The following is a 16,820-nucleotide window of genomic DNA, read 5'->3' as shown; positions in this document are numbered from 1 at the left end:
GGGCCGGTAGGAGTGCGTCTCGAAGTACCGGCAGGGCCATGCCATCGGTGTCTCGATGATCTCGTCGCCGATGACCAGCATGCTGTCGCGCGGGCAGGTGTTGCAGAAGCCGCGCGAGGACCAGTCGGGTGTGGCGAAGCGGCGCCGGTGGTCGACCGCGTCGGGGCGGCGCACGGTGACGTCCAGTGACTCCAGCAGGGCGACGAAGGCGTCGATCTCCTGCTGCGCCTTCTCCACCAGCAGCCGCGGATAGCGGAACCCCGCGGCGAGCCCCTGCAGGCGCCCGGCCCAGGGCGGCACGTTGCAGGTGACCACCTCGTGGTCGGACGGGATCGTCGCCCCCTCCAGACGACCCACGATGATCTCCTCCAGCGGGTCCCACTCGGTGTGCGAGTTGACCGGCTGGGTGAGGTGCTCCGCGCCCGGTCCGGCCGGCGCGGGGTGCTGCGCGGCCTCGCCGGCGGCGGTGGCTGTTGCGGGACTGTGTGTGACCGCCATGCTCACCCCTCTTCTGGTCGCATGCCTCGGTGGCGCGCCGCGCCGGAACGCGGCGCGCGACGGCCGCCGACCCGTGCCGTCGGCCGTCGCGGCTTCCACGCCCGCGCGCGGGCGCCCGTGGAATAACGGTTGCCCATCTTTCGGGCACTTCACTACGTTGCCGAGGTGGATCTCTTCTCGGCCTCCTGGACGGCGCTGCGTGCCGCCGTCGCCGACCTGTCCGACGAGGACTTCGCGCGGCCGTCCGGCTGTGCGGGCTGGCTGGTGCGGGACCTGGTGTGCCATCTGGTCATCGACGCGCAGGACGTCCTGATCACGCTCGCCACCCCGTCCGAGCGGGAGCCGACCCGGGACGCGGTGACCTACTGGGAGGTCTCCGGCACCCCTCCGACCGGTGAGGACCCGCTCGACGCGCTGACCGTCCGGCTGGCCGCGGCGTACGGGGAGCCGCACCTGCTCCGGTTCCACCTGGACGACGTGGGCTCCGCCGCCGGCCGTGCCGCGCTGCTCGCCGACCCGGCCGGCCGGGTCGGCACCCGCGACGAAGTGCTCACGGTGGCCGACTACCTCTCGGTGTACGTGCTGGAGTGGACGCTGCACCACCTGGACCTGATCGCCCACCTCCCCGGTCCGGAGCAGCCCCCGAAGGCGACGCTCGCCCGGTCCCGCGAGCTGCTGGAGCGGATCGCGGGCAGCCCGTTCCCCGCGTCCCTGGGGGACGTGGACGCGCTGCTGATCGGCACGGGCAGGCGGGCGCCGACCGGGGCGGAGCGGGCCGTGCTGGGCGACCTGGCCGACCGGCTCCCGTTGTACCTCGGCTGAGGAGCCCGTCGCAGGCCCGCCGTCGAACCGCCGCGGCCGAGGTGGGAGCATGGTCGCCATGGACATCCGCCGCAGGAACAACGTGAACGTCACCGGTCCCGACGACGCCCCGGTGCTGCTCCTGGCACACGGCTTCGGCTGTGACCAGAACATGTGGCGCCTGGTGGTGCCGGTGCTGGCGGAGCGCTACCGCGTGGTGCTGTTCGACTACGTCGGCTCCGGCAAGTCGGACCTGACGGCCTGGAGCGAGGAGCGCTACTCCTCGCTGCACGGCTACGCGCGCGACGTCGTCGACGTCTGCGAGGAACTCGACCTGCGGCAGGCGGTCTTCGTGGGGCACTCGGTCAGCGCCATGGTGGGCGTGCTCGCGGCGCAGGCCGCGCCGGAGCGGATCGGGGCCCTGGTGATGGTGACGCCCTCGCCCTGCTACATCGACAGCGGGGACTACCGCGGCGGCTTCAGCGCGGAGGACATCGAGGAGCTGCTGGCCTCCCTGGAGGCGAACTACCTGGGCTGGTCGTCCGCGATGGCCCCGGTGATCATGGGCAATCCGGACCGCCCGGAGCTGGGCCGGGAACTGACCAACAGCTTCTGCGCGACCGATCCGGACATCGCCCGGGTCTTCGCCCGTACGACCTTCCTGACCGACAGCCGCGAGGACCTCCAGGACGTCCGGGTGCCGACCCTGGTGCTGGAATGCGAGCAGGACGCCATCGCGCCCCGCGAGGTCGGCGCGTACGTCCACACGGCGATCCCGTCCTCCCGCCTGGTCACGCTGGACGCCACGGGCCACTGCCCGCAGCTGAGCGCACCCGAGGCCACCGCCGAGGCGATCCTCGACTTCCTGGAGTCCGTCAAGTGATGTGCCGCACGGGCGGCGTACCGGAGCCCGCGGAGGCCGGGGACGGGGCGAGCACGGACGCGGTGTTCACCGCCCTGCTGGAGGACAGCGCCGAAGACCTCTACGAGTCCGCGCCGTGCGGCTACCTGTCCACGCTGATGGACGGCACCATCGCCAAGATCAACGCGACGCTGCTGGACTGGCTCGGCCTGGAACGCGAGGCCGTGGTGGGGCGCAAGCGCTTCACGGACCTGCTCACGGTCGGCGGCCGGCTCTACCACGAGACGCACTTCGCGCCGCTGCTGCGCATGCAGGGCGAGCTGCGCGGCATCGCCCTGGAGCTGCGCCGCCAGGGCGGCGGCCGGCTGCCGGTGCTGGTCTCCGCCGTGGTCAAGTACGGCACCGAGGGCGACCCGCTGCTGATCCGCATCACCGTCTTCGACGCCTCCGACCGGCGCGCCTACGAGGAGGAGCTGCTGCGCCGCCGCCAGGAGGCCGAGCGGGCCCGCGCGGAGGCGGAGCGGGCCCGCGCCGAGGCGGAGGCGGCGCGGCGGCAGGCCGAGTCCGACCGGGCCCGGCTGGCGGCGGCGCTCGCCGTCCTGCAGCGGTCCCTCGTACCCGACTCGCTGCCCGACGTGCCCGGCCTGGAGACGGCCGTCCACTACCACACGGCCTCGCCCGACCGGCTCGGCGGCGACTTCTACGACCTGTTCCCGGTGGCCGGCGACCGCTGGGCGTTCTTCCTCGGCGACGTGTGCGGCAAGGGACCCGAGGCCGCCTCGCTCACCTCGCTGACGCGCTACACCCTCCGGGCCGCCGCCCACCACGACCCGGATCCGGCCGCGGCCCTGGCCACGCTCAACGCCGTGCTGCACGAGCGGTACACGGGGGACGGCAACCCCCGCTACTGCACCTGCATCGTGGGTGTCGTCGAGCCCGCGGGCGAGCACGGTCCCGCGGTCGTGCGCCTGGCCTCCGGCGGGCACCCGCCGGCTCTCGTCCTGCGGTCGGACGGCCGCGCCGAGTACCTGCCGACCCCGGGCGGCATGCTCGTCGGCGTGCTGACCGACGCGCCGATCGGCACCGCACGGACCGTCCTGGAGCCCGGTGACACCCTCGTGCTGTACACCGACGGTCTCACCGAGGCCCGCAGCGGGCCCGGCCGCGACGACCGGTACGGGGAGGACGCCCTGCTCGCCTTCGGCGCCGGCCACGCGCCCGCCGCCCCCGGCGAGGTGATCACCGCGCTGACCGGGCTGCTGGAGGGCTTCGGTGACGGGCTGGACGACGACACGGCCCTGCTCGCGCTGGGCGTCCCCTCCCCCGCCCCGTGTGCCTCCCCCGCACCCGTGATCCGCCCCGCGACGGGCCGCCTGCCATGAACCCGCTGACCATCGATCTCCGCTCCACCGCGGCCGGCCCCGTCCTTCGGGTGGCCGGCGACCTCGACTTCGACCGGGCCCCCGCACTGCGCGGCCGCATCGACCAGCTCTCGCTGGAGTCCGGGCAGTGCCTGGTGGTGGACCTGTCCGGACTCGACTTCTGCGACTCCTCCGGCATCACGGCCCTGCTCGCCGCCCGCCAGCACGCCCTGGCCGCCGGGGCCGACATCGTGCTGGCCGCCGTACCGGCGCACCTGATGCGGGTCTTCACCCTCGTCGGCCTGGACCGGGTCTTCACCCTGCGCCCGGACGGCGCGACGCTGTGAGAGCAGGCGCCGGGCCGCGCTGAGGGACGAACCGGCCCCTTCGTTCAGCCGGCCGCCGAGGCCCAGCTCGCCGGCGCGCACGCCGGTCTGGAAGCGGGAGTCCGTGTCAGTAGCGGCAAGCGCGCGGGACTCTGCGACCGTCGGCGTCGAGGCGTGGGTGCTCGCCCTCCAGGAAGGCCTCGAGGTCGACGGCGCTGCCCCGGGCGGCCTCGCGGAGCGCGTACACGGAGCCGGCCGGGACGGGGCCCGGGTCCACCGTGCGGGCGCGGGGGGCCAGGACGGTCCCGGCGCGGGCACGCCGGTGCCCTGGTCGGCGAGGGCCCCGGCGACGCGCACGCCGGTGCCCTGGCCCGCGGGGGCGCGCAGGCTCGCGCGGCCGCTCTCCCCGGTCGGCGCGGCCGGGCGGCACCGCGCGCGGGCCTGCCGGCCGGGCGCGCGCCGCCACCCCCGCCGCCTGCCGGCCCCCGGACTCGCGCAGCCACCGCTCCGCCGCCTGTCGGGCGCGCGCCGGCTGTGGCCAGGTGCCCCGGCCGCGGACCGCGCGGACGAGCTCCTGCCGCACCGAGGAGAAGGAGAAGAGGGGGTCCGGCACGGGCCCCGCGGGGTCGAGGTCGCCGCGGACCGTCGCGACGTCCGCCACCCCGCCCTTCGGCCCGCCCGCGGCCCCCTCCCCCACCGCGCGCGGGAGACCGCCTCCGCCCCCCGAGTCCGCCCGCCGCGCCTCTTGGCGCTCCCCGCACACCACCGCCCGGCCGGAAAACGCTTGGACTGCGCGGTCGCGGTCGCGGGAGACTTCCGGACTCGACCCGGAACTCCACACATCCGTTGCGGCGACGGCCCCTGCCCGCACGCGCGCGGGAGGGGCGGCCGCAGGACGACACAGGGGTGGGATGGAAACGCCTGGATCACGCAGGGTTCAGCCGGGCAAACGCTCGGTCCTTCTGGCACTTCGGTACTACGGGAGGGAGCTGTCCCGGCTGCGCCGCTGGACGGCTCCCGCCATGTCGCTCTCGGCGCTGGGCAACATCGGCCTCTACTACATCGCGCCGCTGATCGTCGCCAAGCTGGTCGGCGACCTCGCCGGCGAGGAGCACGTCACGGTCGCCTCGACGCTGCCGTACGTGCTCGGCTTCGCCGGTGTGCTGCTGTTCGCGGAGGCGCTGTGGCGGGTCGCGCTGCACTGCCTCAACCGGCTCGACGCCCTGGGCATCGAGCATCTGTACGTGATCGGGATGGACGAGCTGTTCGCCAAGGACGCCGCGTTCTTCCACGACAACTTCGCCGGCTCGCTGACCAAGCGGGTCCTCAGCTTCGCCTCCCGCTTCGAGCCGTTCGTGGACACGCTGACCTTCCAGATCGTGGGCAGCTTCGTGCCGCTGACGTTCGGGGCGGTGGTGCTGTGGCGCTACGAGCCGCTGCTCGTCGTCGGCCTGCTGGTGATGATCGCGCTGACGGCGGTGCTGGTGGTGCCGCTCATCCGCCGGCGGCAGCGGCTCGTCGACGAGCGCGAGGAGGCGATCGCCCGGGTGTCGGGCCATGTCGCCGACAGCCTGATGAACATGGACACCGTGCGGGCCTTCGCCGCCGAGGAGCGTGAGGCCGCCGAGCACCGCCGTCGGGTCGCCGCGTCGCGCCGGCTCACCCTGCGCTCGTGGGACTACGGCAACCTGCGCATCGACACGCTGGTCGCGCCGATGTCCGTGGTGACCAACGCGGTGGGCCTGCTGCTCGCGGTGACGCTCGCCGGGGGCGCGCACGGCGTGGAGGCGATCGTGGTCGCCTTCACCTACTACACCAACGCGACCCGGATCATGTTCGACTTCAACCAGATCTACCGCCGGCTGGAGTCCTCGATGACGGAGGCCGCGCAGTTCACCGAGCTGCTGCTGACGCCGCCGACCGTGCTCGACCCGCCGGAGCCGGAGCCGCTGCGGCCCCGGGCCGCCGACGTCCGCTTCGAGAAGGTGACCTTCGCCCACCGGGGCGGCCGCCCGCTGTTCGACGGACTCGACCTGGACGTGCCGAGCGGGTCGAAGCTGGGGCTCGTAGGCCGGTCGGGCGGCGGCAAGACCACGCTCACCCGGCTGCTGTTGCGGATGACGGACATCGACGGCGGGCGCATCCTGATCGGCGGGCAGGACATCAGCCGGCTGCGCCAGGCCGACCTGCGGTCCCAGCTCGCCTACGTGCCGCAGGACCCGGCGATGTTCCACCGCACCCTGCGGGACAACATCGCCTTCGCCCGGCCGGAGGCGAGCGACGAGGAGATCCGCCGGGCGGCGCAGGCGGCGCACGTCACGGAGTTCGCCGACGCGCTGCCGGACGGCTTCGACACCATGGTGGGCGAGCGGGGCGTGAAGCTGTCCGGCGGGCAGCGCCAGCGCGTCGCCCTGGCCCGGGCGATCCTGCGCGACGCGCCGATCCTGCTGCTCGACGAGGCGACCAGCGCCCTGGACTCCGAGAGCGAACTTTTGGTCCAGGAGGCGCTGTGGCGGCTCATGGAGGGGCGGACCGCGCTGGTGGTGGCGCACCGGCTGAGCACGGTCGCGACCATGGACCAGCTCGTCGTCCTCGACCGGGGCCGGATCGTCGAGCAGGGCAGCCACCAGGAGCTGCTGGCGCTCGACGGCGCGTACGCGAAGCTGTGGCAGCACCAGTCGGGCGGCTTCCTCGACGACACGGCCGACCAGGCGGAGGTGGTGTAGGGCGGGCGGGCCGTCTCCCCGCTGCGGGGGACGGCCCCGGGCCTCCGCGGTGGCCTGCGCCACGGCAGCTCCGGCCGGGCGGGGCGAACCGGTTTCACCCGGGGGCGTGACACCGGACCGCCACACGAGTGAACTCCGCGTCACGGTGCGTGACCGGCCGTTACGGTGGCGCGGTGCCCGAAGCCCCGCGTGCCCGCTTGACACCCGCCGTCGTCCACCGGCGGCCCCACTGCCGCACCAGGGAGGAGATCCGTGCCGGGACCCCTGCCCTCGGACCCCGCGTCCACGGCGACCGCGCCGCGGCCCTCTCGCCCCCGCAACCGGTCGAGGCGCGGGTGAGCGACCGCGCCGAGCCCGGCGGCACCGTCGCGGTGCTCGGCCGGGCAGACGGCGCCATCGCGGTGCTCGGCCGGGCATACGGCATGGGCTGCGAGCCGGTCCCGGTGCCCCGGTGACGGCCGGGCACCGGCGCATGTCCGACGCCACGCGCGTCTCCGTCCTGCAGGAGCTGCTGCCCGGCTACCCGGCGCGCGAGCACTGGCGGCTCGTGCCGTCGACCGGCCAGCACTACCTCGACGTGGGCACGGGCCGGCCGCTGCTGTTCCTGCACGGCAACCCGACCTGGAGCTACGCCTGGCGCAGGCTGCTGCCCACGCTGGTCCCGCACGCCCGGTGCCTGGCCCCGGACCTGCCGGGGCTCGGCCTGTCCGGGCACCTGGCGCCCCCCGCCGACCCGGCGGACCGCCACCTGTACCACCTGGACCACCTGGACGCCCTCTACCGCCACGTGGTCCGCGACGCGGGTGTCGCGCCGACGGGCTGGACGTTCGTCGTGCACGACTGGGGCGGCCCGATCGGCATCGCCTGGCTGCTGCGCAATCCGGAGGTGGTCTCCCGTCTGGTGGTCCTCAACACCATCGCTTTCCCGTGGCCCGAGGGCTATCGGCTGCCGTTGCGCCTGCGCTGGATCCGGGACAACCGGCCGGTGGCCGCCGCCGTCCACGCCACCAACGCCTTCGCCCGGGCCACGGTCCGCCTCGGCGCCACCCACCGGCTCGGCCCCGCCGAGCGGCGCGCCTACCTCCTGCCGCACGCCCGCCGCGGCAACCGCCGGGCGATCACGGAGTTCCTGCGCGCCATCCCGCGGGGCCCAGCCGACCCGGTCTGGCGGCTGTTCGCGTCGCCCGACGGCACCGACGAGCTCGCCCGGCTGCCGATGCTCATCGGCTGGGGCATGCGCGACCCGGTGTTCACGCCGCAGGTCCTCGCCGAGTGGACCCGCCGCCACCCGCACGCCGTCGTCCACCGCTTCCCGCGCGCCGGCCACCTGGTCATGGACGACGCCGGGGACGAACTCGGCCTCCGCATCCGCGACTTCCTGCTCCCCGAACCCCTGCGAGGACAGCGATGACCGCCGCACCCGACACCGTCTCCTCCCGCCTGGCCCGCCTGGGCGAGCACCCGCACTCCACCGTCATCGTCCGCTGCAGCGGCCCGCTCTCCGCCGAGGACGTGACCGCGGCCCAGCTGCTGGACGGCTGCCGCCGTATCGCCGACGCGCTGCGGGCGGCCGGGGTGCGGTCCGGCGACAAGGCCGTGGTGATGACCCGGGACGCCTACCAACTCGTCGCCTGCGTCTACGCGTTGACCTCGCTCGGCGCCGTCCCGGTGCTGATCGAGCCGCGCGCCGAGGTGCGGCGCTGCCTGGACGAGATCGCCCCCGGCGTGTTCATCGGGGAGCCGCTGGCGCACGTGGCGCGCCGCGCACTGGGCTGGGGGCGCGGCCACGTCCGTACGGCGCTGGTCACCGGCCGCGGCTTCCCCGGGCAGGCGCACCTCCTCGGGCAGCATCTGCCGTCCGCCGTGCCGGACGGCACCGGTGCGGGCCCGCGCGTGCCGGAGCCCCGGCCCGAGGACCTGGCGATGATCGCCTTCACGTCCGGCTCCTCCGGGCGGCCCATGGGCGTGGAGTACGCCCACGCCACCCTCGCCGGGCAGCTCACCGCCCTGGACGCCGTCCTGCGGACGGAGGCGGACGACGTCCTGCTCTCCTGCTTCCTGCCGTTCGCCGCCCTGGGCCCCCTGCTCGGCGTGACCACCGTCGCCCCGCAGGTCGACCACCTGGCCCCGGCGCGCACGCCGCCGGGACATCTCGTGGGGCCCCTGCTGCACCACCGGGCGACCGTCCTGCTCGGTTCGCCGGCGGTCCTCGGTCTGATCGCCGGCCACTGCGCGCGCCACGGCCTGACGCTGCCCTCGGTGCGCCGTGTGCTGTCCTTCGGCGGGCCGCTGCGCCCGCGCCTCGCCGAGGCCCTGGCGAAGGCCCTGCCCGCCGGGGCGGAGATCCTTCAGGTCTACGGCGCCACGGAGTGCCTGCCCGTCGCCGCCATCGACGCGGAGCAGCTGCGCACGCTGCGGATCCAGCCGCCGCCGGGCCACGCGGGCACCTGTCTGGGCCGGCCCCTGCCCGGCGTCGAGGCACGCGTGCTGGACGCCGACGCCACCGGTCTGGGCGAGATCGCGGTCGCCGGGCCCGTGGTCAGCCCCGGCTACCACGCCCGTCCCGAGGCCACGGGCGCCACCCGGACCGAGGCCGACGGCACGCTCTGGTACCGCACCGGCGACCTGGGGCGCCTCGACGACGAGGGCCGCCTGTGGTACCTGGGCCGCAAGGCCCACCTCGTCACCGGTGAGGACTTCACCCTCACCACGGAGGACATCGAGGCCACGGCCGACACCGCCGCCGGGGTCCGCCGCACCGCCCTGGTGGGCGTCGGGCCCGCCGGACGGCAGCGGCCGGTGCTCTGCGTCGAGCCCGAGCGGGGCGCGCGCAAGGACGTGGTGGTGAGCACCCTGCGCACGGTCCTGCGCGACCACCCGCACGCCCGCCGTATCGGCACCGTGCTGTTCCACCCCCGCTTCCCCACCGACATCCGCCACCACTCCAGGACCGACCGGGCGCGGCTCGCCGCCCGGGCCGAGGAGGGGGGACGGCGCTGAGGGTCCCGGCCGGCGCGGGTCTCCGCGGCTCCGGGTCCCGGGTCGTCGGGTCACCGGGTCGTCTGGGCCGCCGGCGTGGACGTCCGCGGACGGACCACGCGGTTAGGACCGTGCGGGCCGGGAACGCGGTGCGCTGTACGTCCCCGAGCCGAGGGTGCCGCGATGACCGAGTACGAACGTTCCCGCACCATGCCCGCACCGCCCGAGCAGGTCTTCGACCGGGCCGCGGACGTGGGCCGGCTGGAGTCCTGGCTGCCGGACGCCCTGCACGTGGAGCCCGGTGAGCTGCCGGCCGTCACCGTGCACGAGGACCGCACCGACGAGGACACCGCCGCCCTGCTGCGGGCCCGGCCCGAGCAGATGCGGCTCGAATGGGGCACGCGTGAGCAGGGCGGTTACGCGGGCTGGCTGCAGGTCGCGGGCATCGGCAGCGGGGCCAGTGAGGTGACGCTGCACCTGTCGTTCTTCGACGCCGGCCACGACCCGGGCGAGGAGGCGGTCGGCGACGCCCTCGACACCAGCCTGCGCCGCCTGGAGGAACAGGTGCGGCCGGGCAGCGACCGGGCGGCGGGCTGATCGCCGTGGCGCGGACCAAGCAGTACGCCGTCGCGGCGTCCGGACAGTGGACCGACGAGGAGGAGGGCCGCCGCCGCCTGCCCTCCGGGGAGGTGCACGCCTGGGAGCCGGGCCGGAACGAGACCGTCTGCGGGTTGTCCCTGAGCCGGTCCCGGCTCCTGCGCTTCCCTCATGTGGGCTGGCCGGACACCTTCCCGGAGTCCGGCGGCGCCGCGGACCGGGTGCGGCGCCAGTGCCCGCGGTGCGCCTCGGTGGCCGGTCGCCGCGGTCTCGACGCCCGGCCCCGCTGGCACCGCACCAATCCCCGGCCGTGAGCGGCGGCCTCCACCGGCCGTCGCAGGGCCCGCCGGGCCCGCAGACGGCGGGGCGGCGGACAGGTAGGGGATCGATCGGCGAGACGCGGCCGTCGCCGTGCCACGCCCGGCAGGTCGCCCGCACCCGCCCGCGCGCCGTGCGCTCCGCGACCGCGCGACGGGGTACCGGAGGTCCGGGTTCACCCCGACGCGCCGCGGGTCGGTCGCGGCTGACACGGGAGCCGGGTGCCGCGAGGACCGGTCGCTCCCGTTGACGGCTGCGGAGGTGCCCGCCTGGAGGGCCCCGGTTCCGTCCGCCCCGGTCCCCCGGCCCCGGTCACGTCGGTCCCGGTCCCGCCTCTCATCGTGGCGGCCGCCCCTCCCCCGGGCCCGGCCTGCCCGGCGCGTACGGACGGGTGAGGCGCGGGCGGGAGTTCAGTGCCCGACGGGCGGCTCGAAGCAGCCGGTCTCCGGGTACGGGCCGCCTGTCCGCGCGTCGACGTTCGACGGCTGCACGAACGCCGTGACGCAGGCGTCGTCGTGCACGCGCAGCGCGACGCGCGCCCCCTCGGGCGTCACGTCACGGCCGTTCTCGTAGCGCGAGGGCATCTGCGTCACCGTGAGGGTGCCGTCGAGCCGCGTGCCGTCCGCGCCGACCCGCTCCTCCTCGTAACCGAGCCGGAGCAGGGCCGCCTTCACGGTGGCCGGGTCCCACCTCTTCCGCTTCCACAGCCGCTCCAGCACCGGCCTGATCCGGTCCGCCTCCCGCTCGGCGTCGCGCGCGTGCCCGGGGGACATCTCGCCCGGCCGGCGGTGGGCGTTGTTCTCGCCGTGGTGCGGGGCGCCGTCGCCGGCCCCGGGTTCCACGTACGGCGAGGCCCCCAGGGCGGTGGGCGAGGGCGATCCGCCGGACGCGCCCGGGGCGGCCCCGCGCTGCGCCTGCGAGGCGCCCGGCTCACCGCATCCGGTGAGGGCCAGGGCCCCGGCGAGGGCCAGGACGGTGGTGCGCGGGGCACGGCGCGGGGCCGTCGAGGTGGACATGCGGTCACCCTCTCATCGCGGCCGGGCCGCCCGGATCGGTCGTCGCGCGGGCGTGGTCGAGTACGCGTACTCATGACGTCGCGTGTGGCGTGCGGTAGGCGGGCGGTCCGGCCGAAGGCGCCCTCACGCCTTCCGCGCGACCAACTCCCGCAGGGCGACGTTCAGTTCGAGGACGTTGACCCGGGGCTCGCCCATGAAGCCCAGGGTGCGGCCCCGCGTGTGGGCCGCCACCAGTCGCTCCACCCGGCCGACCGGGAGGCCGTTGCGCTGTGCGACCCGGTGGACCTGGAGGGCGGCGTAGGCCGGGGAGATGTCCGGGTCGAGGCCGGAGCCGGACGAGGTGACGGCGTCGGCGGGGACCTGGGAGGGCCGCACGGTGTAGCCGGGTACGGAGTTCTCGCGGACCACCCGGGCCTTGGCGTCCTCGACCTGCCGCAGGAGCACCCCGCTGTCGGCGGACAGATTGGTGGCCCCGGAGACGATGAGCCGGTAGCGGGTGTTGAGGGTGTTCTGCCCGAGGCCGTTGGCCGGGCGGGGCTGGAAGTAGTCACGGCCGTAGCCCTGTTGCCCGATGAGGGACGAGCCGACGACCCTGCCGTCCGCCCTGATCTCGGAGCCGTTCGCCCGGTCGGGGAACAGCCCCTGGGCGATGCCGGTGACGGCCAGCGGGTAGACCACGCCGGTCACCAGGGTCAGGACGAGGAGGGCGCGCAGGCCCGCCCCGAGCAACCGGGCGGTGTTCGTGAGGGAGTTGTTCATGGCGGTCAGCCGATCCCGGGTATGAGCGACAGGAGCAGGTCGATGAGCTTGATGCCGGCGAAGGGGGCGATCAGGCCGCCGACGCCGTAGACCGTGAGGTTGCGGCGCAGCAGCCGGTCGGCGCTCATCGGCCGGTACCGCACGCCCCGCAGCGCCAGGGGTACGAGCGCGACGATGACCAGGGCGTTGAAGACGACGGCCGACAGGATCGCGGAGTCGGGCGAGGAGAGCCGCATGATGTTGAGGTCGCCCAGGCCCGGGTAGACCGCGGCGAACAGCGCCGGGATGATCGCGAAGTACTTGGCGACGTCGTTGGCGAGGGAGAACGTCGTCAACGCGCCCCGCGTGATGAGCAGTTGTTTGCCGATCTCGACGATCTCGATGAGCTTGGTCGGGTCGGAGTCGAGGTCGACCATGTTGCCGGCCTCCTTGGCGGCCGACGTCCCGGTGTTCATCGCGACACCGACGTCCGCCTGCGCGAGGGCGGGGGCGTCGTTGGTGCCGTCGCCGGTCATCGCGACCAGCTTGCCGCCCGCCTGTTCGCGCCTGATGAGGGCCATCTTGTCCTCGGGAGTGGCCTCGGCGAGGAAGTCGTCGACGCCGGCCTCCTCGGCGATCGCCCGGGCCGTCAGGGGGTTGTCACCCGTGATCATGACGGTCCTGATGCCCATGCGGCGCAGCTGCGCGAACCGCTCGCGCATCCCGTCCTTGACGACGTCCTTCAGGTGCACGGCGCCGAGCACCCGGATGCCGTCGGCGTCCTCGGCGGCGACCAGGAGCGGGGTGCCGCCCGACGCGGAGATCCGGTCGGCGATGCCGTCGGCGTCCTCGGGGACCGCGCCGCCCCGGTCCCGTACCCAGGCGACGACCGAGGCCGCGGCGCCCTTGCGGACGGTGCGGCCGTCGACGTCCACGCCCGACATGCGGGTCTGCGCGGTGAAGGCGATCCACCGGGCCCCGGCGAGCTCGCGCGGGCGCAGGCCGTGCCGCCGCTCGGCCAGGGTGACGACGGACCGGCCCTCGGGCGTCTCGTCGGCCAGCGACGACAGCTGGGCCGCCTCGGCCAGTTCGGCCTCGGTGACGCCGCGCACCGGCACGAACGCGGCGGCCTGCCGGTTGCCGAGGGTGATGGTGCCGGTCTTGTCCAGCAGCAGCGTCGACACGTCGCCCGCGGCCTCGACCGCCCGCCCGGACATGGCGAGCACGTTGCGCTGCACCAGCCGGTCCATGCCCGCGATGCCGATGGCCGGCAGCAGCGCGCCGATCGTGGTCGGGATGAGGCACACCAGCAGCGCGACCAGCACGACCAGGGTCACACGCGTGCCGGCGTGGGCCGCGAAGGGCGGCAGGGTGGCGCAGGCGAGCAGGAAGACGATGGTCAGCGAGGCGAGCAGGATGTTCAGCGCGATCTCGTTGGGCGTCCTCTGCCGGGCGGCTCCTTCGACGAGGCCGATCATCCGGTCGATGAAGGTCTCGCCCGGTCTGGTGGTGATCCGGACGACGATCCGGTCGGACAGCACCCGGGTGCCTCCGGTGACGGCCGAACGGTCGCCCCCGGACTCGCGGATGACCGGGGCGGACTCTCCGGTGATGGCCGACTCGTCGACCGACGCGACGCCCTCGACGACGTCACCGTCGCCGGGGATGGTGTCGCCGGCCTCGCAGACGACCAGGTCGCCGACCGTCAGCTCGGTGCCGGGGACGACCGTGCCGTCCACCTTGCGGGCCACGCTGCCGGACTTCGCCTTGCGCAGGGTCTCGGCCTGGGCCTTGCCGCGGCCTTCGGCGACCGCTTCGGCCAGGTTGGCGAAGAGCACCGTCAGCCACAGCCAGGCGCTGACGGTCCAGCCGAACCAGTCGCCCGGATCGGCAAAGGAGAAGGCCGTGGTCAGCACGGACCCGGTCCACACCACGAACATCACGGGCGACTTGACCATCACCCGTGGGTCCAGCTTGCGGACGGCTTCGGGCAGGGAGCCGAGCAACCGGGCGGGCTCGAACAGGCCCGCGCCGACGCGGTGTCCGGGGGCGCGCTGCTCCGCCGGCACGTCCTGGTGGGGCACCAGGGTGGGAGTGGACATGGCGTCCTCGTGGGGTTCGGTACGGGTGGTCATGACGCCAGCCCCTCCGCGAGCGGGCCCAGGGCCAGGGCGGGGAAGTAGGTCAGACCGGTGATGATCAGGACGGCGCCCACCAGCAGGCCGGTGAACAGCGGCTTCTCGGTGCGCAGGGTGCCCGCGGTGACCGGGACCGGGCGCTGCCCGGCGAGCGAGCCGGCCAGCGCCAGCACGAAGACCATGGGCAGGAACCGGCCGAGCAGCATGGCGAGTGCGGTCGTGGTGTTGAACCAGTCGGTGTTCGCGTTCAGCCCGGCGAAGGCCGAGCCGTTGTTGTTGGCGGCGGAGGTGAAGGCGTACAGCACCTCGGAGAAGCCGTGCGCACCCGGGTTCAGCATGGAGTGCGCGGGGGTCGGCAGCGCCAGCGAGGCCGCGGTGCCCACGAGCACCAGGGCCGGGGTGACGAGGAGGTAGCCGGCGGCGAGCTTCATCTCCCGGGCGCCGATCTTCTTGCCCAGGTACTCGGGCGTCCGCCCCACCATCAGACCGGCGATGAACACCGCGATGACGGCCAGCACGAGCATGCCGTAGAGGCCGGAGCCGGTGCCGCCCGGTGCGATCTCGCCGAGCATCATCGACAGCAGGGTGAGTCCGCCGCCCAGGCCGGTGAAGGAGGAGTGGAAGGAGTCCACCGCCCCGGTCGAGGTGAGCGTGGTCGACACCGCGAAGAGCGAGGACGAGCCGATGCCGAAGCGGACCTCCTTGCCCTCCATCGCTCCGCCGGCGGCCTGCAGCGCCGGGCCGTGGTGGCTGAACTCCGTCCACATCATCAGGGCGGCGAACCCCAGCCAGATGGTGAACATCGCGGCGAGGATCGCGTACCCCTGCCGGAGCGAGCCGACCATGAGGCCGAAGGCGCGGGGCAGCGAGAACGGGATGATCAGGATCAGGAGGATCTCGAAGAGGTTGGTGAAGGGCGTGGGGTTCTCGAACGGGTGGGCGGAGTTGGCGTTGAAATAGCCGCCGCCGTTGGTGCCGAGTTCCTTGATGGCCTCCTGGGAGGCGACCGCGCCGCCGTTCCACTGCTGCGAGCCGCCCGTGAACTGCCCGACCCCGTGGATGCCGGAGAAGTTCTGGATCACGCCGCACGCCACCAGGACGACGGCGGCGGCCGCCGCGGCCGGGACGAGGATCCGCACCGTGCCGCGCACCAGGTCGGCCCAGAAGTTGCCCAGGTCGTCGGTGCGGGACCGGGCGAAGCCCCGGACGAGGGCCACGGCGACGGCCATGCCGACGGCCGCGGACAGGAAGTTCTGCACGGCGAGACCGGCGGTCTGCACGACGTGCCCCATCGTCTGCTCGCCGGAGTACGACTGCCAGTTGGTGTTCGTCACGAACGACACGGCCGTGTTGAACGACTGCGCCGGGTCGACCGGCGCGAAGCCGAGCGAGCCCGGCAGGTGCCCCTGGAGCCGCATGAGCAGGTAGAGGAACAGCACGCCGACGGCCGAGAAGGCGAGGACACCGCGCAGATAGGCGGACCAGGTCATTCCGGCGTCGGGGTCGGCGCCGACGGCCCGGTAGATCCACCGCTCCGCCCGCAGGTGCCGCCCGCCGGAGTAGACCCGGGCCATGTAGGTGCCGGCGGGGACGTGGAGCAGCGCCAGGGCGCCGACGAGGGCCAGCAGCTGGAGCACGCCGGCGAGGACGGGGCCCATCTAGAACCTCTCCGGGAAGATCAGGGCGAGGACGAGATAGCCCAGCAGGGCGACGGCCACGACCAGGCCGACGACGTTCTCGGCGGTCACAGCTTCGTCACCCCCTTGGCGACGAGAGCCACCAGCGCGAAACCCGCGAGCACGGTGATGACGAAGGCCGGATCGGCCATCGCTGACTCCTGGAGGTGAGGTGCGGAACAACGGACGCACGCAGCAAAACGCCTCACCGACCGGATGTGATCACCCGTTGACGTCTCTCTTACGCCCGCGCCCGCGACCTTGACGCGCCTCTGACGGACCTGGCCCGTTCCGTCAGGTGTACCCGGCCCAGTCCACGATCGGGACCGCCGCGCCGGCCGCTTCCCGGCCCCGGCAGTGGGCGTGGTGCCTGCGGGCGATGCCGCCCGGGTCGCTCCGGGAGCCGAAGGCGGGGCGGGCGGCCAGCCGGCGGGCCCGTCCGCCGCCCCGCAGGAGACGGCGGCCGAACAGCGGCCCTCCTCCACGCCGTCCGCGCTGTTTACGGAGGGCCGCCGCGCCGGGACGGCCGGTGGCGGCGACGCAGCTGCTGGTCACCGCGCCCCCGGCGCTGCCGGCCTCACGGCTGCCGCGGGCCGCGCGCACGGGGTGCCCGAACCCCGGTCCGCGACAGCGGCCGGGACCGGCTGTCGGCCCCGGCCCGCGCCGCGGCGGCGGTGGCCGCGTCCGCCGCCGCGGACGGCCGGCGCACGTCCCGGCCGCCGGCACACGCCGTCTTGCACACGCCGTCATGGACCTCCCCGGCGGCGACCTGACGATGGTGCGC

Annotated in this window: 16 protein-coding genes and 1 pseudogene; 10 read left to right on the top strand and 7 right to left on the bottom strand. The window is 74.6% G+C overall.

All coding sequences use genetic code 11. The features are described 5' to 3' along the window. A pseudogene (locus AC07DA_RS28640) lies at nt 1–498 on the bottom strand (amidinotransferase); the annotation flags it as partial. 165 nt (nt 499–663) lie between these two features. Here AC07DA_RS28640 and AC07DA_RS28635 point away from each other — a divergent pair. From AC07DA_RS28635 to AC07DA_RS28590, 10 genes are all read left to right on the top strand, one after another. Further along, nucleotides 664–1,320, top strand: a complete 657-nt coding sequence (locus AC07DA_RS28635) for a maleylpyruvate isomerase N-terminal domain-containing protein (protein ID WP_479131099.1) — start codon at nt 664–666, stop codon at nt 1,318–1,320. 58 nt (nt 1,321–1,378) lie between these two features. Further along, nucleotides 1,379–2,182: an alpha/beta fold hydrolase gene (locus tag AC07DA_RS28630; RefSeq protein WP_479131104.1), complete on the top strand. Its 804-nt coding sequence runs from the start codon at nt 1,379–1,381 to the stop codon at nt 2,180–2,182. Beyond that, complete coding sequence (locus AC07DA_RS28625) at nt 2,182–3,543, top strand: SpoIIE family protein phosphatase (RefSeq protein WP_479131098.1); 1,362 nt, start codon at nt 2,182–2,184, stop codon at nt 3,541–3,543. The genes AC07DA_RS28630 and AC07DA_RS28625 overlap by 1 nt, the downstream gene beginning before the upstream one ends. Beyond that, entirely contained in the window at nt 3,540–3,869 is a 330-nt protein-coding gene (locus AC07DA_RS28620; protein WP_479131097.1) for an STAS domain-containing protein, read from the top strand. Before AC07DA_RS28625 ends, AC07DA_RS28620 begins: the two co-directional genes overlap by 4 nt. An 890-nt stretch (nt 3,870–4,759) precedes the next feature. Further along, nucleotides 4,760–6,574, top strand: coding sequence for an ABC transporter ATP-binding protein (locus tag AC07DA_RS28615; RefSeq protein WP_479131096.1), 1,815 nt, complete (start codon nt 4,760–4,762; stop codon nt 6,572–6,574). A 173-nt stretch (nt 6,575–6,747) separates the two neighbouring features. After that, on the top strand, nt 6,748–7,029 hold the full coding sequence (locus tag AC07DA_RS28610) for a hypothetical protein (RefSeq protein ID WP_479131095.1): 282 nt from the start codon (nt 6,748–6,750) through the stop codon (nt 7,027–7,029). Between the two features lie 17 nt (nt 7,030–7,046). After that, nucleotides 7,047–7,985, top strand: a complete 939-nt coding sequence (locus tag AC07DA_RS28605) for an alpha/beta fold hydrolase (RefSeq protein WP_479131094.1) — start codon at nt 7,047–7,049, stop codon at nt 7,983–7,985. Beyond that, nucleotides 7,982–9,574 (top strand): AMP-binding protein, encoded by a 1,593-nt coding sequence (locus AC07DA_RS28600; protein WP_479131093.1) that lies wholly within the window; start codon nt 7,982–7,984, stop codon nt 9,572–9,574. Before AC07DA_RS28605 ends, AC07DA_RS28600 begins: the two co-directional genes overlap by 4 nt. Nucleotides 9,575–9,736: 162 nt before the next feature. Further along, the gene (locus tag AC07DA_RS28595) at nt 9,737–10,150 is read left to right on the top strand and encodes an SRPBCC family protein (protein ID WP_479131092.1); all 414 of its coding nucleotides are present in this window, start codon (nt 9,737–9,739) and stop codon (nt 10,148–10,150) included. A gap of 5 nt (nt 10,151–10,155) precedes the next feature. Then, on the top strand, nt 10,156–10,464 hold the full coding sequence (locus tag AC07DA_RS28590) for a hypothetical protein (protein ID WP_479131091.1): 309 nt from the start codon (nt 10,156–10,158) through the stop codon (nt 10,462–10,464). Between the two features lie 414 nt (nt 10,465–10,878). Here AC07DA_RS28590 and AC07DA_RS28585 read toward each other — a convergent pair whose 3' ends face one another. The 6 genes from AC07DA_RS28585 to AC07DA_RS28560 all read right to left on the bottom strand — a co-directional run bounded on the left by AC07DA_RS28585 (nt 10,879) and on the right by AC07DA_RS28560 (nt 16,639). Continuing rightward, nucleotides 10,879–11,484, bottom strand: coding sequence for a hypothetical protein (locus tag AC07DA_RS28585; protein ID WP_479131090.1), 606 nt, complete (start codon nt 11,482–11,484; stop codon nt 10,879–10,881). 123 nt (nt 11,485–11,607) lie between these two features. Further along, a complete protein-coding gene (locus AC07DA_RS28580) occupies nt 11,608–12,243 on the bottom strand; it encodes a potassium-transporting ATPase subunit C (RefSeq protein ID WP_479131089.1) in 636 nt (211 codons plus the stop codon). Nucleotides 12,244–12,248: 5 nt separating this feature from the next. Further along, the gene (kdpB, locus tag AC07DA_RS28575) at nt 12,249–14,357 is read right to left on the bottom strand and encodes a potassium-transporting ATPase subunit KdpB (RefSeq protein WP_479131088.1); all 2,109 of its coding nucleotides are present in this window, start codon (nt 14,355–14,357) and stop codon (nt 12,249–12,251) included. Continuing rightward, the gene (gene kdpA / locus AC07DA_RS28570; protein ID WP_479131087.1) at nt 14,354–16,018 is read right to left on the bottom strand and encodes a potassium-transporting ATPase subunit KdpA; all 1,665 of its coding nucleotides are present in this window, start codon (nt 16,016–16,018) and stop codon (nt 14,354–14,356) included. Before kdpA ends, kdpB begins: the two co-directional genes overlap by 4 nt. Next, a complete protein-coding gene (kdpF, locus tag AC07DA_RS28565; RefSeq protein WP_009326374.1) occupies nt 16,019–16,108 on the bottom strand; it encodes a K(+)-transporting ATPase subunit F in 90 nt (29 codons plus the stop codon). A 222-nt stretch (nt 16,109–16,330) separates the two neighbouring features. Next, nucleotides 16,331–16,639, bottom strand: coding sequence for a hypothetical protein (locus AC07DA_RS28560; protein ID WP_479131086.1), 309 nt, complete (start codon nt 16,637–16,639; stop codon nt 16,331–16,333). Nucleotides 16,640–16,820 lie beyond the last annotated feature (181 nt).

The sequence above is a fragment of the Streptomyces sp. NPDC044921 genome, assembly GCF_056432865.1.
The sequence above is the reverse complement of the archived record's forward strand: the minus strand, read 5'-3'. Positions and strand labels throughout refer to the sequence as shown.

What these genes read in the sequence shown, in the direction of transcription:
- AC07DA_RS28630 (WP_479131104.1), top strand. Translation starts at nt 1,379, where the DNA reads ATGGACATCCGCCGCAGGAACAACGTGAACGTCACCGGTCCCGACGAC.
- AC07DA_RS28625 (WP_479131098.1), top strand. Translation starts at nt 2,182, where the DNA reads ATGTGCCGCACGGGCGGCGTACCGGAGCCCGCGGAGGCCGGGGACGGG.
- AC07DA_RS28620 (WP_479131097.1), top strand. Translation starts at nt 3,540, where the DNA reads ATGAACCCGCTGACCATCGATCTCCGCTCCACCGCGGCCGGCCCCGTC.
- AC07DA_RS28615 (WP_479131096.1), top strand. Translation starts at nt 4,760, where the DNA reads ATGGAAACGCCTGGATCACGCAGGGTTCAGCCGGGCAAACGCTCGGTC.
- AC07DA_RS28605 (WP_479131094.1), top strand. Translation starts at nt 7,047, where the DNA reads ATGTCCGACGCCACGCGCGTCTCCGTCCTGCAGGAGCTGCTGCCCGGC.
- AC07DA_RS28600 (WP_479131093.1), top strand. Translation starts at nt 7,982, where the DNA reads ATGACCGCCGCACCCGACACCGTCTCCTCCCGCCTGGCCCGCCTGGGC.
- AC07DA_RS28595 (WP_479131092.1), top strand. Translation starts at nt 9,737, where the DNA reads ATGACCGAGTACGAACGTTCCCGCACCATGCCCGCACCGCCCGAGCAG.
- AC07DA_RS28585 (WP_479131090.1), bottom strand. Translation starts at nt 11,484, where the DNA reads ATGTCCACCTCGACGGCCCCGCGCCGTGCCCCGCGCACCACCGTCCTG.
- AC07DA_RS28580 (WP_479131089.1), bottom strand. Translation starts at nt 12,243, where the DNA reads ATGAACAACTCCCTCACGAACACCGCCCGGTTGCTCGGGGCGGGCCTG.
- kdpB (WP_479131088.1), bottom strand. Translation starts at nt 14,357, where the DNA reads ATGACCACCCGTACCGAACCCCACGAGGACGCCATGTCCACTCCCACC.
- kdpA (WP_479131087.1), bottom strand. Translation starts at nt 16,018, where the DNA reads ATGGGCCCCGTCCTCGCCGGCGTGCTCCAGCTGCTGGCCCTCGTCGGC.